The organism is Streptomyces sp. NPDC029216 (assembly GCF_040648015.1).
Taxonomy (GTDB): domain Bacteria; phylum Actinomycetota; class Actinomycetes; order Streptomycetales; family Streptomycetaceae; genus Streptomyces.
In genome coordinates this window covers 1-22981 of the sequence record NZ_JBEZWL010000092.1, presented here as the reverse complement: position 1 = coordinate 22981, position 22981 = coordinate 1, and the positions used below count along the sequence as shown (strand labels likewise).

General features: G+C 72.8%; 20 protein-coding genes, 3 tRNA genes and 1 pseudogene. 12 read left to right on the top strand and 12 right to left on the bottom strand.

What is annotated here, in order from left to right:
• Nucleotides 1-160: 160 nt before the first annotated feature.
• Nucleotides 161-1270 (top strand): Glu/Leu/Phe/Val dehydrogenase dimerization domain-containing protein, encoded by a 1110-nt coding sequence (locus tag AB0F18_RS27215; protein WP_362065118.1) that lies wholly within the window; start codon nt 161-163, stop codon nt 1268-1270.
• Between the two features lie 299 nt (nt 1271-1569).
• Nucleotides 1570-1827, top strand: a complete 258-nt coding sequence (locus AB0F18_RS27210; RefSeq protein ID WP_351877376.1) for a DUF3073 domain-containing protein — start codon at nt 1570-1572, stop codon at nt 1825-1827.
• Nucleotides 1828-1939: 112 nt separating this feature from the next.
• On the opposite strand, the gene purM is transcribed toward AB0F18_RS27210, so the two are convergent.
• A complete protein-coding gene (gene purM / locus AB0F18_RS27205) occupies nt 1940-3010 on the bottom strand; it encodes a phosphoribosylformylglycinamidine cyclo-ligase (RefSeq protein ID WP_362065115.1) in 1071 nt (356 codons plus the stop codon).
• Nucleotides 3011-3128: 118 nt separating this feature from the next.
• Entirely contained in the window at nt 3129-4646 is a 1518-nt protein-coding gene (gene purF, locus AB0F18_RS27200; RefSeq protein ID WP_362065112.1) for an amidophosphoribosyltransferase, read from the bottom strand.
• A 147-nt stretch (nt 4647-4793) separates the two neighbouring features.
• On the opposite strand from purF, the gene AB0F18_RS27195 reads away from it, so the two are divergent.
• Together AB0F18_RS27195 and AB0F18_RS27190 are read left to right on the top strand one after the other, a co-directional pair.
• Entirely contained in the window at nt 4794-4889 is a 96-nt protein-coding gene (locus AB0F18_RS27195) for a putative leader peptide (protein ID WP_352211348.1), read from the top strand.
• 116 nt (nt 4890-5005) lie between these two features.
• A complete protein-coding gene (locus tag AB0F18_RS27190) occupies nt 5006-6430 on the top strand; it encodes a sulfatase-like hydrolase/transferase (RefSeq protein WP_362065109.1) in 1425 nt (474 codons plus the stop codon).
• Nucleotides 6431-6442: 12 nt separating this feature from the next.
• Here AB0F18_RS27190 and AB0F18_RS27185 read toward each other — a convergent pair whose 3' ends face one another.
• From AB0F18_RS27185 to purS, 5 genes are all read right to left on the bottom strand, one after another.
• Nucleotides 6443-6937 (bottom strand): META domain-containing protein, encoded by a 495-nt coding sequence (locus tag AB0F18_RS27185; RefSeq protein ID WP_362065106.1) that lies wholly within the window; start codon nt 6935-6937, stop codon nt 6443-6445.
• Nucleotides 6938-6973: 36 nt separating this feature from the next.
• Entirely contained in the window at nt 6974-7765 is a 792-nt protein-coding gene (locus AB0F18_RS27180; RefSeq protein ID WP_362065103.1) for a sterol carrier family protein, read from the bottom strand.
• Nucleotides 7766-7930: 165 nt separating this feature from the next.
• Nucleotides 7931-10180: a phosphoribosylformylglycinamidine synthase subunit PurL gene (purL, locus tag AB0F18_RS27175; RefSeq protein ID WP_362065100.1), complete on the bottom strand. Its 2250-nt coding sequence runs from the start codon at nt 10178-10180 to the stop codon at nt 7931-7933.
• Complete coding sequence (purQ, locus tag AB0F18_RS27170) at nt 10177-10857, bottom strand: phosphoribosylformylglycinamidine synthase subunit PurQ (RefSeq protein ID WP_362065097.1); 681 nt, start codon at nt 10855-10857, stop codon at nt 10177-10179. Before purQ ends, purL begins: the two co-directional genes overlap by 4 nt.
• A 2-nt stretch (nt 10858-10859) precedes the next feature.
• Complete coding sequence (purS, locus tag AB0F18_RS27165; protein ID WP_008740952.1) at nt 10860-11111, bottom strand: phosphoribosylformylglycinamidine synthase subunit PurS; 252 nt, start codon at nt 11109-11111, stop codon at nt 10860-10862.
• Nucleotides 11112-11452: 341 nt separating this feature from the next.
• Here purS and AB0F18_RS27160 point away from each other — a divergent pair, with 341 nt between their 5' ends.
• The 8 genes from AB0F18_RS27160 to AB0F18_RS27125 all read left to right on the top strand — a co-directional run bounded on the left by AB0F18_RS27160 (nt 11453) and on the right by AB0F18_RS27125 (nt 15912).
• Nucleotides 11453-11770, top strand: a complete 318-nt coding sequence (locus AB0F18_RS27160; protein WP_362065094.1) for an Lsr2 family protein — start codon at nt 11453-11455, stop codon at nt 11768-11770.
• Nucleotides 11771-11869: 99 nt separating this feature from the next.
• Nucleotides 11870-11941, top strand: a tRNA-Gly gene (locus tag AB0F18_RS27155).
• A gap of 81 nt (nt 11942-12022) precedes the next feature.
• Nucleotides 12023-12095: transfer RNA gene (locus AB0F18_RS27150), tRNA-Gly, on the top strand.
• Nucleotides 12096-12227: 132 nt separating this feature from the next.
• Complete coding sequence (locus AB0F18_RS27145; protein WP_362065091.1) at nt 12228-13184, top strand: ABC transporter ATP-binding protein; 957 nt, start codon at nt 12228-12230, stop codon at nt 13182-13184.
• Nucleotides 13181-13942, top strand: a complete 762-nt coding sequence (locus tag AB0F18_RS27140) for an ABC transporter permease (protein WP_362065088.1) — start codon at nt 13181-13183, stop codon at nt 13940-13942. The genes AB0F18_RS27145 and AB0F18_RS27140 overlap by 4 nt, the downstream gene beginning before the upstream one ends.
• A 23-nt stretch (nt 13943-13965) precedes the next feature.
• Nucleotides 13966-15207 carry a histidine kinase gene (locus tag AB0F18_RS27135; protein ID WP_362065085.1) on the top strand — a complete coding sequence of 414 codons (1242 nt, stop codon included), beginning with the start codon at nt 13966-13968 and terminating at the stop codon, nt 15205-15207.
• Nucleotides 15204-15815, top strand: coding sequence for a response regulator transcription factor (locus AB0F18_RS27130; RefSeq protein WP_362065082.1), 612 nt, complete (start codon nt 15204-15206; stop codon nt 15813-15815). The genes AB0F18_RS27135 and AB0F18_RS27130 overlap by 4 nt, the downstream gene beginning before the upstream one ends.
• A 24-nt stretch (nt 15816-15839) precedes the next feature.
• Nucleotides 15840-15912, top strand: a tRNA-Gly gene (locus AB0F18_RS27125).
• Nucleotides 15913-16019: 107 nt separating this feature from the next.
• Here AB0F18_RS27125 and AB0F18_RS27120 read toward each other — a convergent pair.
• The 5 genes and pseudogenes from AB0F18_RS27120 to AB0F18_RS27100 all read right to left on the bottom strand — a co-directional run.
• Complete coding sequence (locus AB0F18_RS27120) at nt 16020-16922, bottom strand: phosphoribosylaminoimidazolesuccinocarboxamide synthase (RefSeq protein WP_362065079.1); 903 nt, start codon at nt 16920-16922, stop codon at nt 16020-16022.
• A 76-nt stretch (nt 16923-16998) separates the two neighbouring features.
• A complete protein-coding gene (locus AB0F18_RS27115) occupies nt 16999-18474 on the bottom strand; it encodes a N,N-dimethylformamidase beta subunit family domain-containing protein (protein ID WP_362065076.1) in 1476 nt (491 codons plus the stop codon).
• Nucleotides 18475-18752: 278 nt separating this feature from the next.
• Nucleotides 18753-20723, bottom strand: a complete 1971-nt coding sequence (locus tag AB0F18_RS27110) for a hypothetical protein (RefSeq protein ID WP_362065073.1) — start codon at nt 20721-20723, stop codon at nt 18753-18755.
• A gap of 288 nt (nt 20724-21011) precedes the next feature.
• Entirely contained in the window at nt 21012-22265 is a 1254-nt protein-coding gene (purD, locus tag AB0F18_RS27105) for a phosphoribosylamine--glycine ligase (RefSeq protein WP_362065070.1), read from the bottom strand.
• Nucleotides 22266-22326: 61 nt separating this feature from the next.
• Nucleotides 22327-22981 (bottom strand): annotated as a pseudogene (locus tag AB0F18_RS27100) (DNA polymerase III subunit gamma and tau); the annotation flags it as partial.

Below are 22981 nucleotides of genomic sequence, written 5' to 3'. Positions count from 1 at the left end.
CGGGGACCGGCGGCCGCCCCGCGCGCGGCCCGGGAGTGTTCCGATCCCCGGACAAGGGCTACCGGTGCCCGCCACAGGTCTTACTCTGCTCCCAGTGCGCCCTCCCCCACCCGCAGGGCGGGCGTCTTTCCGCCGCATCTCTTCCATGGGAGTCACCACCGTGACCGAAATGACCGACGGCGTCCTGCACACCCTGTTCCGCAGTGAGCAGGGCGGCCACGAGCAAGTCGTGCTGTGCCAGGACCGGGCCACCGGACTCAAGGCCGTCATCGCCATCCACTCCACCGCCCTGGGCCCCGCCCTCGGCGGCACGCGCTTCCACGCGTACGCCTCGGACGAGGAAGCCGTCCGTGACGCGCTGAACCTCTCGCGCGGCATGTCGTACAAGAACGCCCTCGCCGGTCTCGACCTCGGCGGCGGCAAGGCCGTGATCATCGGCGACCCCGCCGTGCTGAAGACCGAGGAACTCCTGCTGGCCTACGGCCGCTTCGTGGAGTCCCTCGGTGGCCGCTACGTCACCGCCTGCGACGTCGGCACGTACGTCGCCGACATGGACGTCGTCGCCCGCGAGACCCGCTGGGCCACCGGCCGCTCCCCCGAGAACGGCGGCGCCGGCGACTCCTCGGTGCTCACCGCGTTCGGCGTCTTCCAGGGCATGCGCGCCAGCGCCCAGCACCTGTGGGGCGACCCGACCCTGCGCGGCCGCAAGGTCGGCGTCGCGGGCGTCGGCAAGGTCGGCCGTCACCTGGTGGAGCACCTCCTGGAGGACGGCGCCGAGGTCGTGATCACGGACGTCCGCGAGGAGTCCGTGCGCGAGATCCTCGACAAGCACCCCGGCGGCAAGGTCTCGGCCGTGGCCGACACCGAGGCCCTGATCCGCACCGAGGGCCTGGACATCTACGCCCCCTGCGCGCTCGGTGGCGCCCTGAACGACGCCTCCGTCCCGGTGCTCACGGCCTCGGTCGTGTGCGGCGCGGCGAACAACCAGCTGGCCCACCCGGGCGTGGAGAAGGACCTCGCGGACCGCGGGATCCTCTACGCCCCGGACTACGTGGTCAACGCGGGCGGCGTGATCCAGGTCGCGGACGAGCTGCACGGCTTCGACTTCGACCGGTGCAAGGCCAAGGCTTCGAAGATCTTCGACACCACCCTGGCCATATTCGCACGTGCGAAGGAAGACGGGATCCCGCCGGCCGCCGCGGCCGACCGGATCGCCGAGCAGCGGATGGCCGACGCCCTCGCCGCGCGCGCCGCGGCCCGCAAGGCGTAGCCCCGCCGGGGTTCGGCCGGACCCCGGCGGGTGGCCCGCCGGAGCGCGGCGAGACGGAACTCACTGCGCTTCGGCGGGTCGGCGGCCAGGAAAGCGTTAAAATCGCAGCTGACCAGCGAGTACGGGGTGTCCCGCTGGTTCTGTGGAGAGGCACGTCATGCGGGCGGCGTACCGTATGGCCGCGGAAGCAGGTACCGTTAAACCCCTACGGACGGTCTCTCCACGGAGAGCCCGCTCCGAACCATGAACGCGTGTCAGACTCTGGGGCCGTCGAGCCCCGTCACCGAGGGGGTCGAGCCATGGGGCGCGGCCGGGCCAAGGCCAAGCAGACAAAGGTCGCCCGCCAGCTGAAGTACAACAGCGGCGGGACCGACCTGACGCGTCTGGCCAATGAGCTGGGCGCATCGCCGACAGAGCCGCTGATCAGCGCGCCGGTCGAAGTCGATGACGATCTGGACGACGACGACCCGTACGCCAAGTACGCGGATCTGTACAACGATGACGACGAGGACGAGGACGAAGAGTCCGGTCCGTCGGCGCACCGTCGCGGGGCTTGACGCGCAGCACCTCTGCCCCGAGCGTCTGCCCAGCCCAGCTCTTGCTGGCTGACAGCTGAACAATGCCGAAACCCGGTCCAGGGCCTTGCCCCGGACCGGGTTTTAGCGCTGCTCAGACCGCGTAGTCCCCGGTCAGGGTCGCACCTTCGGTGTGGTCGCCCCGGTCCAGGATCTCGCCGGCGACCCAGGCCTCGACGCCCCGGTCGGCCAGCGCGGTCAGGGCCACGTCCACCGACTCCTGCGGGACCACGGCCATCATGCCGACGCCCATGTTCAGGGTCTTCTCCAGCTCCAGCCGCTCGACGTTCCCGGCCTTGCCGACCAGGTCGAACACGGCGCCCGGGGTCCAGGTGGAGCGGTCGACCGTGGCGTGCAGGTGGTCGGGGATGACCCGGGCCAGGTTCGCGGCGAGGCCGCCGCCGGTGATGTGCGAGTACGCGTGGACTTCGGCCGTACGGGTGAGGGCCATGCAGTCCAGCGAGTAGATCTTGGTCGGCTCCAGCAGCTCCTCGCCGAGGGTCCGGCCGAGCTCCTCGACGTGCTGGTCGAGGGACATCCCGGCGCGGTCGAAGAGGACGTGGCGGACGAGCGAGTACCCGTTCGAGTGAAGGCCGGACGATGCCATCGCGATGACGGCGTCCCCCGTACGGATGCGATCGGCGCCGAGGAGCCGGTCGTACTCGACCACGCCGGTGCCGGCGCCGGCGACGTCGAAGTCGTCCGGTCCGAGCAGGCCCGGGTGCTCGGCGGTCTCGCCACCGACCAGGGCGCAGCCGGCCAGGACGCAGCCTTCGGCAATGCCCTTGACGATGGCGGCGACGCGCTCGGGGTGGACCTTGCCGACGCAGATGTAGTCCGTCATGAAGAGCGGCTCGGCGCCGCAGACGACGATGTCGTCCATGACCATGGCGACCAGGTCGTGGCCGATGGTGTCGTACACGCCCATCTGGCGGGCGATGTCCACCTTGGTGCCGACGCCGTCCGTGGCCGAGGCCAGCAGGGGGCGCTCGTAGCGCTTGAGGGCGGAGGCGTCGAAGAGGCCGGCGAAGCCGCCGAGGCCGCCGAGGACCTCGGGGCGCTGCGTCTTCTTCACCCACTCCTTCATCAGCTCGACGGCGCGGTCGCCCGCTTCGATGTCGACGCCGGCGGCTGCGTAGCTGGCCCCGGTGGTCTTCTCTGTCATGACAGGCGAGAGCTTTCGTGTCGTTGCTGCGTGTGGTGCCGGGCCCCGGGAGAAGCCTCAAAGACAGGACTCGGCGCAGGTGGAGCCGGGCCGGCCCGGGAAGGGCCGGCCCACGGGCCTACGGGCGGCGGAGCGCGTCGGCGGCGTCGGAGCCGCCCGCGAGCTCGTTCTCCAGGAGCTGCTTGCCCAGGAGCTGCGGGTCGGGCAGCTCCATGGGGTACTCGCCGTCGAAGCAGGCACGGCAGAGGTTGGGCTTCTGGATGGTGGTCGCCTCGATCATCGCGTCGAGCGAGATGTACGAGAGCGAGTCCGCGCCCAGCGACGTGGCGATCTCGTCGACCGTCATGCCGTTGGCGATCAGCTCGGCCCGGGTGGCGAAGTCGATGCCGAAGAAGCACGGCCACTTCACCGGCGGCGAGGAGATCCGGATGTGGACCTCGGCCGCGCCGGCCTCTCGGAGCATCTTCACGAGGGCGCGCTGGGTGTTGCCGCGGACGATCGAGTCGTCGACGACGACGAGGCGCTTGCCCCGGATGACTTCCTTGAGCGGGTTGAGCTTGAGGCGGATGCCCAGCTGGCGGATCGTCTGCGAGGGCTGGATGAAGGTCCGGCCGACGTAGGCGTTCTTGACCAGGCCGGAGCCGTACGGGATCCCGCTGGCCTCGGCGTAGCCGACGGCGGCGGGCGTGCCGGATTCCGGCGTCGCTATCACCAGGTCGGCCTCGACCGGGGCCTCCTTGGCGAGGCGCCGGCCCATCTCGACGCGCGAGAGGTAGACGTTGCGGCCGGCGATGTCGGTGTCCGGGCGCGCCAGGTAGACGTACTCGAACACGCAGCCCTTGGGCTTCGCTTCCGCGAAGCGCGAGGTGCGCAGGCCGTTCTCGTCGATCGCGATGAGCTCGCCCGGTTCGACCTCGCGGACGAAGCTGGCGCCGCAGATGTCGAGGGCGGCGGTCTCACTCGCGACCACCCAGCCGCGCTCCAGGCGGCCGAGGACCAGCGGGCGGATGCCCTGCGGGTCACGGGCGGTGTAGAGGGTTCCCTCGTCCATGAAGACCAGCGAGAAGGCGCCCTTGACCTGCGGGAGGACCTTGGCGGCCGACTCCTCGATGGTCAGGGGCTTGCCCTCGTCGTCGGTCTGGCCGGCGAGGAGGGCGGTCACCAGGTCGGTGTCGTTGGTGGCCGCCACCTGGGTGGCGCGGCCGTCCTGACGGGGGAGGTCGGCGACCATCTCGGCGAGCTCGGCGGTGTTCACCAGGTTGCCGTTGTGACCCAGGGCAATGGAGCCGTGGGCGGTCGCCCTGAAGGTGGGCTGAGCGTTCTCCCAGACGGAAGCTCCGGTGGTCGAGTAGCGGGCGTGACCGACCGCGATATGACCTTGGAGGGATCCGAGGGAGGTTTCGTCGAAGACTTGGGATACGAGGCCCATGTCCTTGAAGACGAGGATCTGGGAACCGTTGCTCACAGCGATTCCCGCGGACTCTTGTCCGCGGTGCTGCAGTGCATACAGTCCGAAGTAGGTGAGCTTGGCGACCTCTTCACCCGGAGCCCAGACACCGAAGACGCCGCAAGCGTCCTGGGGGCCCTTCTCGCCGGGGAGCAGGTCGTGGTTGAGTCGTCCATCACCACGAGGCACGCTCCCGAGTGTAGGCGAGATCGACCACTGGTCCGAATTGGGGACGGCCGGGAAATGTCACAGCACAGAGGGTGACGGGACGCTTCCGTCTCGGTATTCGGATCTTTTGTTGACATCTACGAGGGCGTTCGTACAGGCTCTCGCTCCATGCAGCCCCTCGGTGACCGTGCCGTCACCCTCGTAGAGCGCCGACACGTGGACCTGGTCCGTGTCGCGAGCGCCATCTGTCGCTGCTCCGCGTAGTCACAACTCTTTCTGCCCTTTCCTGATTTCGCTCCGCCGTGCCCCGCCCCGCCGTGCCGCGCGCCGTCCCGTGCGCGCCCGGGCCGAGGGCCGCCGAGCCTTGGCCTGGAGTATTCGTGTCTTCCTACAAGAGCAAGCTGTCCCGTCGTGCCTTCGGGGGTGCCGTCGGAGCGACCGCGGCGACCGCCGCCGCGGGCCTGGGCGCCGTCCCGGCGCAGGCCGCCGAGGCCCCCGTAGCGGGTCCGCAGGAGCGTGAGTTCCGGGCCGCGCGCGGCCGGCACTCGCGCCGCCCCAACGTCCTGTTCATCCTGGGCGACGACCTCGGCTGGGCCGACCTGTCCTCGTACGGGTCCCCGCACATCAAGACCCCGAACCTGGACCGCCTCGCCCGCCAGGGGGTCCGGTTCACCGACGCCTACTCCGGTTCGGCCACCTGCTCGCCGACCCGTTTCAGCCTCTACACCGGCCGCTACCCGGCCCGTACCAAGGGCGGGCTCGCCGAGCCGATCGCCGACAGGTCGGCGGGTCTGGACCCGACGCACCCGACGCTGGCCTCGCTGCTGCGGGACGCCGGGTACGCCACCGCGCTGATCGGCAAGTGGCACGCGGGCTACCTGCCGGACTACAGCCCGACCAGGTCGGGGTGGCAGGAGTTCTTCGGGAACTTCGGCGGGGCCCTGGAGTACTACTCCAAGCTGGGACTGGGCGGCGAGTACGACCTCTACGAGGGCGACGCCGAGTACAAGGACCTGCGCTACTACACGCGGATCATCACGGAGCGGGCGAGCGAGTACGTCTCCCGCGACCACGGCGGGAAGCCGTGGCTGCTGAACCTCAACTTCACCACCCCGCACTGGCCGTGGATCGCCGAGGGGGACACCGCGGAGAGCGCCGAGGTCGTCCGGCGGATCAAGGCGGGCGACGCGCGGGCGCTGTGGCACCAGGACGGCGGCTCGGTGGAGAAGTACCGGCAGATGGTGGAGGACCTGGACCGGTCGGTCGGCCGGGTGCTGGACGCGCTGAAGCGCTCGGGTCAGGAGGAGGACACCCTGGTCGTCTTCTCCAGCGACAACGGCGGCGAGCGCTTCTCGTACAACTGGCCGCTGTCGGGCAACAAGGCCTCCCTCCAGGAGGGCGGGATCCGGGTGCCGAACATCGTGCGCTGGCCCGCCCGGATCGACGGCGGCCAGGTCAGCCGGGTCCCGGTGTTCAGCCCGGACTGGACGGCGACGCTGCTGGAGCTGGCCGGGACCCGGCCGCACCGGGCGTACCCGCTGGACGGCGTGAGCCTGGCCGGCTACCTGCTGCGGGGTGAGGAGCCGGCCGGGCGGGACCTGTTCTGGCGGGTGCGCGGGGAGCGGGCGCTGCGGCGCGGGAACTGGAAGTACTACCGGGGGAAGTCGGGCCGCGACCAGCTGTTCGACCTGTCCGCCGACCTGCGGGAGCAGGCCGACCGGGCGGCCGCGGAACCGGCCCGGCTCGCGGAGCTGCGGGCGGCCTGGGAGAGGACGGACGCGGGACTGCTCCCGTACCCGGCCTGACGCGGGGTGCGGTCACTCGGCCGCCGAGGCCGCCTCGGCGGTCAGGGTCCGGCCGTCGGCGGCGGTGAGGGTCAGGGTGCGGCCCTGGACCTTCCAGGTCAGCGGGCCGGCGCCGAGCAGGCCGGTCAGGGTCCGCTCGACCTCGCCGGCCGGGCCCTCGCAGGCCATGCGGGTGCTGGTGACGGGCCCGAAGGTGACGGTGGCCCCCTCGACGGCGGCCGGGGCGCTGAACCGGTTGCAGCCCAGGTTGCCGCCCGCGCTGCCGTCGGGGGCGAGGGTGAACCGGGCCCGGCCGGCGGCCCCGGCCGGGAGGGGGGTGCCGGACAGGGAGGTCACGGCCCAGTCGGTCACGGTCAGCGGGGCGTCCGGGACCGGGGGCGTGGCGGAGGTGCTCGCGGTCACGGCGGGGGCGCTCCCGTCCTGCGGGGATCCGGTGCAGCCGGTCAGGGCCAGTACGAGGACCAGCCCGCCGGCCGCGCAGTGCACGGCGGTCCTGAGTGGAGGCATGTCCCTGGGACGGGCCCGGCCCCTTTCCGGTTCCGCTCAGCTCATCAGCGGCAGCAGCCCGGACAGGTCGGCCCGCTCGCCGCCGGCGCTGACCCGCGCCGCCTCCAGGGCCTCGGTCCAGCCGGTGCGGCCGGTGGCGAGCCGGAGCCAGGTGAGCGGGTCGGTCTCCACCACGTTGGGCGGGGTGCCGCGGGTGTGCCGGGGTCCCTCGACGCACTGGACCACCGCGAAGGGCGGGATCCGCACCTCCACCGAGCCGCCGGGCGCCTTGACGGCGAGGGCGTCGGCGAGCAGCCGGGTGCAGGCGGCCAGGGCCTGCCGGTCGAGGGGGATGTCCAGGCCGGCGGCCCGGTTCAGGTCGTCGGTGTGGACGACCAGTTCCACGGTCCGGGTGACCAGGAAGTCGGCGAGGGTCATGTCCCCGATCCACAGGTGCATCACCCGGCTGCCGGGGTTCGCGTCCAGGGCCCCGGCCATCCGGGCGGCCGCCGCTTCGAACAGCTCGGGCAGCGGGGCGCCGGTCAGGGTCTCCCGGGCGGCCTCGGAGATCTTCCCGGCGAGGGAGGCGGTGGCGAAGGGCCACTCGACGGCGGTCAGCTCGGCGATGGCGGCGGGCGGCCGGGCCAGGCCCCCGGCCAGCGAGTCCGCGATCCAGGCGATGTGCCCGGCCAGGTCGGCGACGCTCCACTCCCCGAGCCCGCTGGGCCGCGCCAGCTGCTCGGGCCCCAAGTCCCGCACGGCTTCGGTGACATGCCCGAACTGAGCGGTCACGGCCGCGCGGATCTTCGCGTGGTCGTAGGTACGCGTCTTCTTCTTGGCGGGCGGCATGCCCCGACCCTACTGGGCGGGGCTGAGCACGACGCGGCGACGCCGGGCCGCACCCTCCGTGGCGCAGGCCCGGCCCAGCCCGGCCGTGCGGCCGCCCAGCGCCCTGCCCTACGCCGAGGCCCCGCCCACAGCCTGTGGACGGGGCCTCGTACAGCCGGGGAACGATCAGGCCAGCAGGGCCGGGATCGTCGCCTCGTGCGCCTCGCGGAGTTCCGTCAGGGGGAGCGTGAACTCGCCCTGGACCTCGATCTCCTCGCCGTCCACCACGCCGATGCGCGTGGCCGGCAGGCCCCGCGCGCCGCACATGTCGGTGAAGCGGAGCTCCTCGCTGCGCGGGACCGCCACGATGGCGCGGCCCGCGGACTCGGAGAAGAGGAAGGTGAACGCGTCCAGGCCCTCCGGGACGACCACGCGCGCGCCGTTGCCGCCGCGCAGGCAGGACTCGGTGAGCGCCTGGATGACGCCGCCGTCCGACAGGTCGTGCGCCGCGTCGATCATGCCGTCGCGGGAGGAGGAGATCAGGATCTCGGCGAGCAGCTTCTCGCGCGCCAGGTCCACCTTCGGCGGCATGCCGCCGAGGTGGTCGTGGACGACCTGCGACCAGGCCGAGCCGCCGAACTCCTCGGAGGTGTCGCCCAGCAGGTACAGCAGCTGGCCGGCCTCCTTGAACGCCATCGGCGTGCGGCGGTTGACGTCGTCGATCACGCCGAGGACCGCCACGACCGGGGTCGGGTGGATCGCGACGTCGCCCGTCTGGTTGTAGAGGGAGACGTTGCCGCCGGTCACCGGGGTGCCCAGCTCCAGGCAGCCGTCCGCGAGGCCGCGGGTGGCCTCGGCGAACTGCCACATGACGCCCGGGTCCTCGGGGGAACCGAAGTTCAGGCAGTCGGAGATGGCCAGCGGCTTGGCGCCGGTCGCGGCGACGTTGCGGTACGCCTCCGCGAGGGCCAGCTGCGCGCCGGTGTACGGGTCGAGCTTGGCGTAGCGGCCGTTGCCGTCGGTGGCCATGGCGACGCCGAGGTTCGACTCCTCGTCGATGCGGACCATGCCCGCGTCCTCGGGCTGCGCCAGGACGGTGTTGCCCTGCACGAAGCGGTCGTACTGGTCGGTGACCCAGGACTTCGAGGCCTGGTTCGGGGAGGAGACCAGGGCCAGGACCTGCGCGCGGAGCTCCTCGGAGGTCTGCGGGCGGGGCAGCAGGCCGGCGTCGTCGGCCTGGAGGGCGTCCTGCCAGTCGGGGCGGGCGTACGGGCGGTGGTAGACCGGGCCCTCGTGGGCGACGGTGCCCGGGGGCACGTCCACGATCTGCTCGCCGTGCCAGAAGATCTCCAGGCGCTCGCCGTCGGTCACCTCACCGATGACGGTGGCGATGACGTCCCACTTCTCGCAGATCTCCATGAAGCGGTCGACGTACTGCGGCTCGACGATCGCGCACATGCGCTCCTGCGACTCGCTCATGAGGATCTCCTCGGGCGAGAGCGTCGCGTCGCGCAGCGGCACGGTGTCCAGCTCGACGCGCATGCCGCCGGAACCGGCCGAGGCCAGCTCGGAGGTGGCGCAGGAGAGCCCGGCGCCGCCGAGGTCCTGGATGCCCGCGACCAGCTTCTCCTTGAAGATCTCCAGGGTGCACTCGATGAGGAGCTTCTCCTGGAAGGGGTCGCCGACCTGGACGGCGGGGCGCTTGGTGGGCTTGGTGTCGTCGAAGGTCTCGGACGCGAGGACCGAGACGCCGCCGATGCCGTCGCCGCCGGTGCGGGCGCCGTAGAGGATGACCTTGTTGCCGGGGCCGGAGGCCTTGGCGAGGTGGATGTCCTCGTGCTTCATCACGCCGATGCAGCCGGCGTTGACCAGCGGGTTGCCCTGGTAGCAGGAGTCGAAAACGACCTCGCCGCCGATGTTGGGCAGGCCCAGGCAGTTGCCGTAGCCGCCGATGCCCGCGACGACGCCCGGCAGGACGCGCTTGGTGTCGGGGTGGTCGGCGGCGCCGAAGCGCAGCGGGTCGACGACGGCGACCGGGCGGGCGCCCATGGCGAGGATGTCGCGGACGATGCCGCCGACGCCGGTGGCCGCGCCCTGGTAGGGCTCGATGTACGAGGGGTGGTTGTGCGACTCGACCTTGAAGGTGACCGCGTAGCCCTGGCCGACGTCGACGACGCCGGCGTTCTCGCCGATGCCGACGAGCATGGCGTCGTTCTCCGGGGCCTTCTCGCCGAACTGCTTCAGGTGGACCTTGCTGCTCTTGTACGAGCAGTGCTCGGACCACATGACGGAGTACATGGCGAGCTCGGCGCCGGTGGGGCGGCGGCCGAGGATCTCGCGGATGCGGGCGTACTCGTCCTCCTTGAGGCCGAGTTCCTTCCAGGGCTGCGCCGCGTCCGGGGTCTCCGTCGCGTTCTTGACCGTGTCGAGGCTCATGCGTTGACCAGCTTCTTCAGGACCGACGTGAAGAACGGGAGGCCGTCGGTGCGGCCGGTCCCGATCAGCGGCTCGACCGCGTGCTCGGGGTGCGGCATGAGGCCGACGACGTTCCCCGCGGCGTTGGTGATGCCGGCGATGTCGCGCAGCGAGCCGTTGGGGTTCACGTCGACGTACCGGAAGGCCACGCGGCCTTCGGCTTCCAGTTCGTCGAGCACGCGCTCGTCGGCGACGTACCGGCCGTCCATGTTCTTGAGCGGTACGGAGATCTCCTGGCCGGCGGTGTAGTCGCCGGTCCACGCGGTCTCCGCGTTCTCCACCCGCAGCTTCTGGTCGCGGCAGATGAAGTGGAGGTGGTTGTTGCGGAGCATCGCCCCCGGCAGCAGGTGGGCCTCGGTGAGGACCTGGAAGCCGTTGCAGATGCCGAGGACGGGCATGCCCGCCTTGGCCTGCTCGATGATGGTCTCCATCACCGGCGAGAAGCGGGAGATGGCTCCGGCGCGCAGGTAGTCCCCGTAGGAGAAGCCGCCCGCGAGGACGACCGCGTCGACCTGGTGCAGGTCCTTGTCGCGGTGCCACAGCGAGACCGGCTCCGCCCCCGCGAGGCGGACGGCGCGCAGCGAGTCACGGTCGTCGAGCGTTCCGGGGAACGTGACGACACCGATGCGAGTGGTCACCGTCAGGCCTCGACCTTCACGGTGAAGTCTTCGATGACGGTGTTGGCGAGGAACGTTTCGGCCATCTTGTGGATGCGGTCGAGGGCGGCCTGGTCGACCGGTCCCTCCACTTCCAGTTCGAAGCGCTTCCCCTGGCGGACGTCGGCGATCCCCTCGAAGCCCAGGCGCGGCAGTGCACGCTGCACCGCCTGGCCCTGGGGGTCGAGGATCTCCGGCTTGAGCATGACGTCGACTACGACGCGTGCCACTGGCACTCCCGATGAGGTGGTTGGTGCAAGGCGGTTCCCTCAGCGTACCCGGCCGAAATTTCTACGCGGGTAGATATCGACCGGGACCGATCGGGGTGCGGTTTCGGCTTCACCAACGCTTCGCAAAATCCACCGGAAAACCACTCGCCTGGGATTGCGGCGGGACACGCGGGAGGAATTAACTGGGCTTCGCAATTCAATGGGAATCGCGGTACAAAGGAATCAGCCGGGACCGTAACATTTGTCGCCTCGCGACGAGCCCGGTTTGACGCATTCCACCGAAACCTCCACACAGGCGACATCACCGCACGTCAGCGGCGGCGAGGCGCACGAAGGGACCGATATCCGTGGCGCAGCGCGTAGTAGTCACCATCTCCGACGACCTCGACGGCGGAGAAGCGGCGGAAACGGTCGTGTTCGCCCTGGACGGTAAGTCCTACGAGATCGACCTCAATGTGGCGAACGCAAAGAAACTGCGGAAGAGCCTGGCGCCCTTCGTGGCCGCCGGCCGCCGCCAGTCCCGCTCGGGCAAGGCCTACAAGCACACCTCCGTCGCCCCGGACCCGGCCGTCGTACGGGCCTGGGCGCGCTCCAACGGGCACGACGTGCCCCCGCGCGGGCGCATCCCGAAGGCGGTCTACGCGGCCTACAACGACGCCCACTGACCCCGGGCCCGGCCCCGGATTTGGCATCCACCCCCTCCGATCCGCTAGTGTGTGGATCACGCCGAGGGGCCAGGCCGAAAGGCCGGGAACCGAAGTCGTGCGGGTGTAGTTCAGTAGCAGAACACCCCCCTTCCAGGGGGGAGGCGCAGTGTGCAATCCCTGTCACCCGCTCTGCATCGCTTTACCGACCACGGTCGTGGATCAGGTAGAGTGAGGCACACAGTGAACGGCCCACAAGCCGTCGCTGGGCATGCGGACGTAGCTCAGTTGGTAGAGCACCACCTTGCCAAGGTGGATGTCGCGCGTTCGAGTCGCGTCGTCCGCTCAGATGACAAAGGCCCCGATCTCCGATCGGGGCCTTTGTCGTGTGTCCCGCCGTACTCCCGATGACAAATGTCATCGCCGCCCATGACAGCGCGCACTGCTCCCCCGCCCGGCCCACCGGGAGGCTTGGGGCATGACCAGCGACACAGTGATCCGGGCGGAAGGACTCCGCCGCGCCTACTCCGGGGGCTTCGAGGCAGTGCGCGGCGTCGGCTTCTCCGTGGCCCGCGGCGAGGTCTTCGCCCTGCTCGGCACCAACGGGGCCGGCAAGACCTCCACCGTCGAGCTGCTGGAGGGGCTCGCCGCCCCCACCGGCGGCGAGGTCCGGGTGTTCGGGCTCGACCCGTACGCCCGCCGCGCCGAGGTCCGCCCGCGGACCGGGGTGATGCTCCAGGAGGGCGGGTTCCCCTCGGACCTGACCGTCGCCGAGACCGTCCGGATGTGGGGCGGGGTCACCTCCGGCGCCCGTCCGGCCGGGGAGGTGCTGGAACTGGTCGGACTGGCCGCGCGGGCCTCCGTACGGGTCAAGCAGCTGTCCGGCGGCGAGCGGCGGCGGCTCGACCTCGCACTGGCGCTGCTGGGGCGGCCCGAGGTGCTGTTCCTCGACGAGCCGACCACCGGCATGGACCCCGAGGGCCGCCAGGACACCTGGGACCTCGTACGGGACCTGCGGGCGCAGGGCACCACGGTGCTGCTGACCACGCACTACCTGGAGGAGGCCGAGGCCCTCGCCGACCGGCTCGCGATCATGCACGAGGGGGAACTCGTGCTGACCGGCACCCCGCAGGAGGTCACCTCGACCCGGCCGTCCCGGATCCGTTTCACCCTGCCCGACGGGGTGCCCGCGGCACGGCTGCCGCTGGCGCTGCGCGCCGCCGCCGACGGCCCGCGCGTGGAGATCCGTACCGAACGGCTCCAGGCCGACCTCACCGTCCTGCTGCGCTGGGCCGAGGAGGCCGGGGTCGAACTGGCCGGGCTCGACGCCCGCCACGCCTCCCTGGAGGAGGCCTTCATGGAGATCGCCCGCAGCCGCCGCGACGCGGCCGCCGGCGGCCGGCACACCGACGACACGATGGCGGGGACCCGATGAGCGCACTGACCCTGGACCCCGGCCGGCTCGCCGCGCTGGGCCGCTCCGAACTGACCCTGCTGGTCCGCAACCGGGCCACGCTGAGCGTGGCCCTGCTGATGCCCGCCTCGATGGTGTTCGTGCTCCGCACGGTCGTCGGCGGGGACACCGCGGCCGCCGTCGCCGCGGCCACCCTCACCGGGGGCACCGGGATGGTGCTGCTCCTCGTCGTCTACATGAACCTGGTCTCCGCCTACGTCGCCCGCCGCGAGGAACTCGTGCTGAAGCGGCTGCGCACGGGCGAGGCGGGGGACGTGGAGATCCTCGCCGGGACCGCACTCCCCTCGGCCGTGATCGCCCTCGCCCAGGTCGCCGTCCTCACGGCCGCCGGGGGCGCGGTGCTCGGCGCGCCGATGCCGGAGAACCCGGCGCTGCTGCTGGCGGGGGTCCTCGCCGCGCTGCCGCTGCTCGCCGGACTGGCCGCGCTGACCAGCGCGTTCACCCGCAACGTGGAGACCGCGGGGCTGACGACGCTGCCGCTGTTCCTGGTGACGGCGTTCGGCTCGGGGCTCTTCGCGGCCCCGGACGCGCTGCCGGACACGATGGCCTCGGTGTGCGAACTGCTGCCGCTCAGCGGGGTGATGGCACTGGTGCGGGCCGGCTGGAGCGGCGGCGCGTCGGCGTACGACCTGCTGGGGGCCGCGCTCACCACGCTGGCCTGGGTGATGATCACCGTGTTTGCTGTTCAGAAGTGGTTCCGCTGGGAACCGCGCCGCTAGAACGAACATCGGGGGGACGGGCCGTGTCAAAGCTGACCGGGTGGTGGAAGAACCGCAGCAGTGCGGGGAAGGTGGAGCTGTACACGCGCTGCTCGTTCCACTTCTTCGTACTGATCGAGATCATGTCGTTCGGGTTGCCCCTGGTCGGTTCGGCGGCGATGAGGGAGTCATCACGTCCCGTGTCCGTGGTCCTCTTCCTGGCGCTGTGCGCGCACGCCGTGCTGGTCGCGTTCCTCTCCTCCAGGGCGTTGGACTGGCAACTGGGGCGCCGGGCACGTCCGGTGCGGCTCGCGGTGGCCACGGCGATCGCGACGGCCGTCGGGGGCCTCGCCGCCCTAGCCCTGCGCAAGACCGGGCACGTCGACATGTCGGTGGCCCCGTCCCTGGTGATCGGCATGAGCTGCTTCGCCACGGGATCGGCGGTGCTGTGCCTGAAAGGGGTCCGGCGCATGCGGTACCTCGCCCCGGGCACGACGGTCGCCGCGTCCGCCGCCACGGCCGCCCTCGGCCTGCCCCTGGGCGAGGTCGTCGGCTACGCGGTCGGAGTCCTGATGAGCGGCCTGTTCATGACCCTGGCCTATGGGTTCTCCGGATGGCTGCTGCGCACCGTCTACGAGCTCGACCACGCCCGGGAGATCCAGGCCCGGCTGGCCGTCGCGGAGGAACGGCTGCGGTTCGGGCGGGACCTGCACGACGTGATGGGCCGCAACCTGGCCGTCATCGCCCTCAAGAGCGAGCTGGCGGTGCAGCTGGCGCGGCGCGAACGCCCCGAGGCCGTGGACCAGATGATCGAGGTCCAGCGGATCGCGCGGGAGTCGCAGAAGGAGGTGCGCGACGTCGTGCGCGGCTACCGGGAAGCGGACCTGGGCGTGGAGCTGGAGGGTGCGCGCGGGGTGCTCAGCGCCGCCGGGATGGACTGCCGGGTCGAGTTCGCGACGGCCGGGCGGGAGCTGCCGGGCGAGGTGCAGTCGGCGCTGGGCTGGGTGGTCCGGGAGGCGACGACGAACGTACTGCGGCACGGTGACGCGCGCAGCTGCCTGATCCGGCTGACGGACCGGGAGGTGCCGGGGACCCTGACGCTGCTGGTGGAGAACGACGGGGTGCCCGATGCCCCCGCCGGGCCGCCCGGATCCGGACTCGCGGGGCTGCGGGAGCGGCTCGCGGCGGTGGCCGGGACCCTGCAGGCGGGGCCGGCGGAGGGCGGCCGGTTCCGGCTGCGGGCCGAGATACCCCTGGACGCACGAGAAGTGGAGGTGCGGGCGTGAGCCCCGTACGGGTACTGCTGGCCGATGACGAGCACCTGATCCGGGGGGCCCTGGCCGCCCTGCTGGGTCTGGAGGACGACCTGATGGTCGTCGCCGAGGCGGCCTCCGGGCCGGAGGCCCTCGCCATGGCACGGGCGCACCGGCCGGACGTGGCGGTGCTGGACCTCCAGATGCCGGGGGCGGACGGTGTGAGCGTGGCCACATCGCTGCGGTCCGACCTCCCCGACTGCAAGGTCATGATCGTGACCAGTCACGGCCGTCCCGGCCACCTGAAGCGGGCCCTGGCGGCGGGGGTGCGGGCTTTCGCGCCGAAGACGGTGTCGGCGCAGCGGCTGGCCGAGCTGATCCGGACCGTGCACGCCGGAGGCCGTTACGTGGACCCGGAGTTGGCGGCCGACGCGATCAGCGCGGGGGACTCCCCGCTGACGGTCCGCGAGGCGGAGGTGCTGGAACTCGCGGCCGACGGGGCGCCCGTGGCGGAGATCGCGGAACGGGCCTCGCTGTCGCCGGGGACCGTACGGAACTACCTGTCCTCGGCGGCGACGAAACTGGGCGCGGAGAACCGGCATACGGCGGTCCGTCTCGCACGGTCGCGAGGTTGGGTATAGTAGGCATCGCGCTACGGCGCACAGGCGGACATAGCTCAGTTGGTAGAGCACCACCTTGCCAAGGTGGATGTCGCGCGTTCGAGTCGCGTTGTCCGCTCAGCGCAAGAAGCCCCCGGCCACAGGTCGGGGGCTTCTTCGTTTCCCGGCCCCTGTGGCCGGGCCCTGCCCGGGCCCCGGTCGGGGGCCCGGGCAGGGGCGGGTTGGTCAGGTCCAGCTCTGGCCGGTGAGGCGCTCGTAGGCCTCGATGTACTTGGCCGAGGTCTGCTCCGCGACCTCCTGCGGCAGCGACGGCGGCGGGGTCTCGCCGTTCTTGTCCCAGCCGGAGGCCGGGGACGTCAGCCAGTTGCGGACGAACTGCTTGTCGAACGACGGCTGCGTGCGGCCCGGCTGCCACTGGTCGGCGGGCCAGAAGCGGGAGGAGTCCGGGGTGAGGACCTCGTCCGCGAGGACCAGGGCGCCGTCCTTGTCGAAGCCGAACTCGAACTTGGTGTCCGCGAGGATGATGCCCCGCTCGCGGGCGATGTCCCGGGCGCGCCCGTACACGGCCAGGGTGGTCTGGCGCAGCAGTGCCGCCGTCTCGGCGCCGGTGGTGCGCGCGACCTCCTCGTAGGAGACGTTCTCGTCGTGCTCGCCGACCTCGGCCTTGGCCGCCGGGGTGAAGATCGGGGCGGGCAGCTCGGAGCCGTCGACCAGGCCCTCGGGAAGGGCGAGTCCGCAGACCGTGCGGCTCTCCTCGTACTCGGCGAGGCCGGAGCCGGTCAGGTAGCCGCGGGCCACGCACTCGACGGGGACCATGTCGAGGCTCTGGCAGACCAGCGTGCGGCCCGCCCAGTCGGCGGGGGCGCCGGCGGGCAGGTCGGTGCTGATGACGTGGTTCGGGGCCAGGTCCGCGAGCTGGTCGAACCACCACAGGGAGAGCTGCGTCAGGACGCGGCCCTTCTCCGGGATCTCGGTGGGCAGCACCCAGTCGAAGGCGGACATCCGGTCGCTGGCGACCATGACGAGCCGGCCGTCCTCGTCGCGGTAGAGGTCGCGCACCTTGCCGGTGTGGAGGTGGACGAGGCCGGGCACCTGAACCGGCTCGGGCTTTTCGACGAATCCGGACACGGGGTCTCCCTGTGGTTCTGTACGAGCGCGGGCCCATTCTCCCGCACGGGGTGCCGTGCCCCGGTCAGGGGGTGTGTCAGTCGCGTTTGCAGATGCGGTCGAGGAGGTTGGCCGTGGCCCGCTGGATCCGTTCGTCCACGTGGCCGGGGCGGTCCAGGGCGGGGGACCAGGCGAAGGTGCCGGAGGCGAAGACGAGGGCCCCGCTGGGGGCCCGGTAGAGGGAGGTCTCCTGGTGGCGCTTGGCGCCCTCGCCGTCGAGGTACGGGGAGTGGGCGAGCAGGATCCGGTCCTGGTGCTCGGGGAGCTGGGTGCGCGGGAAGTACCGGTCGGCTTCGCCGGCCACCATCCCGTCGAGCTCGTCGTTCTCGGCGGCGCCGGTGGAGTCCCAGAGCCAGTGCGTGGCATTGCGCACGATCAGGGGCGCGGGTTCCGGGACCCGCCCCGCGTACTGGATGCCGAGCAGCTGCTGTTCCGGGCGGTCGACCTCGCGCCACAGGCTGGGGCGGCCGGGGCCGCGGCGTTTTCGGCAGGTCAGGAGCCGGTCGGGGACCCCGGACGGGGAGGGGGCCAGCTCGACCTGCCAGTACATGGTGTTGGCGGAGAGGAAGACCAGCGAGGTGCCGTGGTCGCGGGCGCGCTCGGCGGTGCGGCGCATGGGGAGCGACCAGTACTCGTCGTGGCCGGGGAAGACCAGGCCCCGGTAGCGGGTGGGGTCGACGCGGCCGGCGTGCAGGTCGCGGGTGTCGGCGTAGGCGAGGTCGTAGCCGTAGCGCTCGGCCCAGCGGATGAAGTCGTAGGCGTGGCCGACGTGCAGGGGCAGGCCGGCGCCGGCGTAGGGGCGGTCGAAGGAGACGGTGATGGCGGCGTCCTGCTCGCCGAGCAGCCTGCCCTCCTCGTCCCAGGCGTGGTAGAGGCTGGCGCCGGTGCGGCCGTCCTCGGGGTAGAGGTTGTAGGCCTGCCAGGTGATGTCGGGCAGCAGCAGGAGGAGGTCCGCGCGGTGGTCGTCGCGGACCGTGAAGGGGATGTGGGAGCGGTAGCCGTCGGCGGTGGTCAGGACGGCCACGTAGGCGCCGATGCTCCAGTACGAGGGGACCTGGAGCCGCCAGGACTGCCACCAGTGGTGGCAGGAGACGGTGCGGTCGGCGGTGAGCGGGGGCGGCTGGACGATGCCGGACAGCCGGGGGCTGGTGGTGATCTTGGAGGCACCGTCCCCGCCGTAGTGGCCGATGCGGTAGACGTCGACCTGGAACTGCTGGGGCGGGTCGACGGTGATGTGGAAGTCGATGGCCTCGCCGGGGGCGACGGCTCCGGTGGAGGTGAAGCCCTTGATCTGGCGGTGCACGTCGTCGGCGGTCCGGGGGCCGCCGCCGCGGGCCGGGGGGGCCTGGCCGGGGGCCAGGGCCGGGTCCACGTACCAGGGGACGACCTGGCCGGTGTCGTCGAAGTAGAGCTCACTGCCCCGGAACCAGGGCAGCGGGCCCTGGCCGAAGGGGTCGTTCACCGCGTGCGCGAGCGCACCTGACTCCCACCGCCGGATCTGGTCCGCACCCATTCCGCTCCCCTCCCTCGCTCCCCCGAACGCGTTCTCGACTCGGTGGCGCGAGGCGGGTTTCGGACACCCTCGTCGCGACCGGTCCCAGCACATCACATAACGCACTCACTCCGTCACCGTTCGTCGTGAATTGACGGGAACGGAACGTGGGGTGCCGCTTCGGGTGGCGCGGCGGGGTGGCGGCCGGGGTGGCCCGCGGGGTGGCGCTGTGGCCGGGCGGGGGCCGCGCGGGGCCGTCGCCTTGGCCGGGCGGGGCCGGGCAGGGGCCAGGGGGGCGCTCAGACGAGGCGGACGGGCTTGTCCGGGCGGACGCCCAGCTCCGCGAGCCAGTCGCGGAGGGGTTCCGGGTCGCCGTCCTCGACGAGGGAGAGCACGCGGGGGGCCAGGTCCGCCCGGCGCTCGCCGCCGACCAGCAGCACGGGGCCGTCCAGCCAGTCCAGGCCCGGGCCGGCTCCGGCCGAGTCCACGGCCGCGCAGCAGACCAGGGCGGTGACGTGGTCGGCGAGCAGGTCCCGGCCGCTGCGCGGGGGCTGGAGCGGGAACAGGGGGAGGGTGTCGGCGCCCCGGGAGCGGCCGCCGGTGCCCGCCGTACGGGCTCCGGCGGTACGTTCCTCCCGCGCGAGGACCCCGCTGAGCCGCCCGGCGAGGGCCTCCCCGGCGGCGCCGTCCCCGGCGGGGTCCGTGAGGTAGCCGAGCACCCGCTCCAGGGTCGGCCCGCCGAAGGCGTCGTATCCGGCCGGGGCGTCCGCGGGGCCGGCTGCATCGCCCTCGGCATCCGGGCGGGCGGCGGCGGTCCCGGTGGCGATGGCCGGCCGGGCCCCCGGCTCCTGCCGGGCCGTGCCGGACTCGGCCAGGAGGCCCTGGGCGACTCCGGCCGCCGTGGCGGCGGCCAGACGGGCCCCCGGGTCCTGCCGGGCCGTGCGGGACTCCGTCGGGGCGCCGGGCCGGCCGGGGGTGGGGGCGGTGGCCGTGCGGGCCGAGGGTTCGTGGAGGGCCGGGCCCTGGGCGGCGCGTTCCTCCGCGGCGTCGGTGCCGGAGGCCGTCGGGGGTTCCAGGCCCTGTGGGGTGGAGAGGGCGTCGATGGCCGCGTGGAGGCGGGCCGCCTCCGTACGCCACTTGCGGTCCACGACCTCCTCCGGGTACGTCGCCCAGTCCACCGGCGACCAGTCCGGCCCGGCCTCGGCCGGACCGCCGTGGAAGAGCCGGGCCGCCAGCAGCGAGGCGGCCTCGTCGATCACCCCGGGCTGCTCCAGCAGATCGCAGGCCGGGCGCTCACCGAGCCGTGAGGTGAAGCCTTCCGCCAGCCGGTCGCGCCGCGACAGCTCGGTCAGGGCGGAGACCACCCCCGCGTCGAGGTGCGCGGGCCAGCGGCCCATCCGCCAGGCGGGCAGCGCGACCCGGGTCAGCAGCCGGTCCCAGCCCGCGTAGGCCAGGCCGACCTGCTCCTGGGCGACCGTGCGCATCCCGTGGTCCACACCCTGTGCACGCTCGGAGGCGGCCGCGGCCACCCCGCGCTCCATCTCGGCGGCGTCCGCCCCGCACAGCCGCAGCAGCAGCCGGGCGGGGGCGGCGATCCAGCCCAGGCCGGGCCGGCCGCCGACGTCCACCGCGGCGTCGAGGCCCCGTACGAAGCCCCGCGCGTCGGCTATGTCCGGGTGCGCGGAGGGGCCCGTACCGGCGACGACGGGCGCGAGGAGGGCCCGTAGCTCCGCGACCCGCATCCACCACAGGAACGGCGAGCCGATCACCAGCACGGGGGCCGCGCCGGGCTCCGACTCCGGGCCCGCCGGTCCGGATATGCCTCCGGACGTCCGGGCGAGACGCCGGCGGTGCGCCGCATGGCTGCGGTCCTCCAGCCAGCTGTCGCAGTCCGGCGTCAGGGCTATCGCGGAGGGCGCGGGTACGTCCATCCGGTCGGCCAGGTCCCGTACGAGCCGGTACAGGTCGGGCGCTGCGGCCTCGGGCAGCGGCACGGTGGGCGTCACGGCGGGGCTCGCCCGCAGCACCACGGCACCGAAGATCCCGCCCGCCAGCAGCACCAGCGCGGCCACCGCGCAGACGGCCAGGGTCACGGCCGGCCAGGGGTCGCCGGCCAGCCGGCCCGTCATCCGGGCGGTGACCAGCACCACCGCGAGGGCGGCGGGCAGCAGCACGGCGGCCAGCGCCCGGCTGCGGACCCGCAGCACGGCGAGGGCCCGGGAGCGCGCGGACGGCGCGCCCACTTCTGCGATCGAACCGGTTCCGGACACGGCCGGACCTCACCCCCTCTGCCCTGCGGCGGCTTTGCTCACTCCCCCACTGTGACACCCGCCACTGACATCGCAATGCCGGTGGGCCATGTGCCGGAATGCTTGCGCCGCACCCTAGTTGGGGCGCGGGCGGCCGTCAGGCGGACGAGGGGACCATCACCCGATGGAATGGCTTTGGGCAAAGGTGGATGCGCTGGAGCGCCGCTGGAGGCAGGCGCACGCGGGCGCACGCGCGGGCCCGGTGCGCGCTGTCGCGCCCCGGGCCCGCGGTGCTCACAGCCCTGCTGGTCAGCGGCCCTCGGCGGCCTTCGCGGCGATGTCCGTCCGGTGCTGCGCACCGTCGAGCCGGATCCGCGCGACGGCCTTATACGCCCGCTCGCGCGCCTGCGCCAGGTCGGAGCCGGTCGCCGTCACCGACAGCACGCGGCCGCCCGCGCTGACGACGGCGTCGCCCTCGCGCCGGGTCCCGGCGTGCAGCACGTACGCCTCGGGGCCGTCTTCGGCGGCCACCTCGTCGAGGCCCTCGATCGGGTCGCCGGTGCGCGGGGTACCGGGGTAGTTGTGCGAGGCGATGACCACCGTGACGGCCGCCTCGTCGCGCCAGCTCAGCGGCGGCAGGGCACCCAGGGTGCCGTTCGCGGCGCCCAGCAGCACGCCGGAGAGGGGGGTGCGCAGCCGGGCGAGCACCACCTGGGTCTCGGGGTCGCCGAAGCGGGCGTTGAACTCGATCACCCGGGTGCCGCGGCTGGTGAGGGCCAGCCCGGCGTACAGCAGCCCGGAGAAGGGGGTGCCGCGGTGGCGGAGCTCGTCCACGGTCGGCTGGAGGACGGTCTCCAGGACCTCGTCGACCAGCTTCGGGTCGGCCCACGGGAGCGGCGAGTACGCGCCCATGCCGCCGGTGTTGGGGCCCTCGTCGCCGTCGAGCGCGCGCTTGAAGTCCTGCGCGGGCTGCAGCGGCAGCACGGTGACGCCGTCGGTGATGGCGAAGAGGGAGACCTCGGGGCCGTCGAGGTACTCCTCGATGACGACGCGGTCGCAGCCGGCGGCGTGCGCGCGGGCGGCCTCGCGGTCCTCGGTGACCACGACGCCCTTGCCGGCGGCGAGACCGTCGTCCTTGACCACGTAGGGGGCGCCGAAGGCGTCGAGGGCCGCGTCGACCTCCTCCGCGGTGGTGCAGACGTAGCTGCGCGCGGTGGGGACCCCGGCCGCGGCCATCACGTCCTTGGCGAAGGCCTTGGAGCCCTCCAGCTGCGCCGCCTCGCCGGACGGGCCGAAGACGGGGATGCCGGCCGCGCGGACGGCGTCGCCGACCCCGGCGACGAGGGGCGCCTCCGGGCCGACGACGACCAGGTCGGCGCCGAGTTCGCCGGCGAGCGCGGCGACCGCGGCGCCGTCGAGGGCGTCGACCGGGCGCAGCTCCGCCACCTCGGCGATGCCGGCGTTGCCGGGGGCGCAGTACAGCGCGGAGACGTCGGGGTCGAGGGACAGAGAGCGGCACAGGGCGTGTTCGCGGGCGCCGCCGCCGATGACGAGGACCTTCACGCCGCCCAGGGTAGCCCGGACGGCGTGGCCGGTTTCGTGCGGCCACCCCAACAGCGGGGGCCTACTCGTTCGTGTATTCCTCCACAACGGTCGCTCCGAGCTCGCGCACGATCAGGTCGTGCCCGGTCAGGGCGTTGTCGACGAGGTCGGGGTCGTCGGCCTCGGCCACGTCGTCCTCGGGGGCCACCGGCGGGGGTGCCTGTGCTGCGGGCGGCTGCGGCGCGGGGGCCGCCTGCGGGGGCGGGGGCTGCGGCGACGGCTGCTGCGGTGCGGGGGCCTGCTGGGGCGGCGGGCTGTACGCGGGCGCCGGGGGCGGGCTGTAGGCGGGGGCCGAGGGGGCCCCGTACGAGGGCGCCGCCGACGGGGCGGGGCCGCCGCCGCCGACCACGGCGTCGATCTTCCAGTGGACCTGGAACTGCTCGGCGAGCACCGCCTTGAGGACGTCCTCGCTGCCGCTGCTCGCGAAGTTGTCGCGGGCTCCGGCGTTGGGGAAGCCGAGCTGGAGGGTGGTTCCGTCGAAGCCGGTGACCTGGGCGTTCTGGCTGAGCAGGATCCAGGTGAAGCGGCGGCGGTTCTTGACGGCCTCCAGCACGCCGGGCCACATCGCCTGCACCTGGCCGGCGCCGGCCGCCATCTCGGCGGAGGGCGCGGCGGAGCCGGCCGCGGCGGGCGCGGCCTGTGACGGGGCGGGGGCCGCCGGGGCGGGCGTCCGCGCC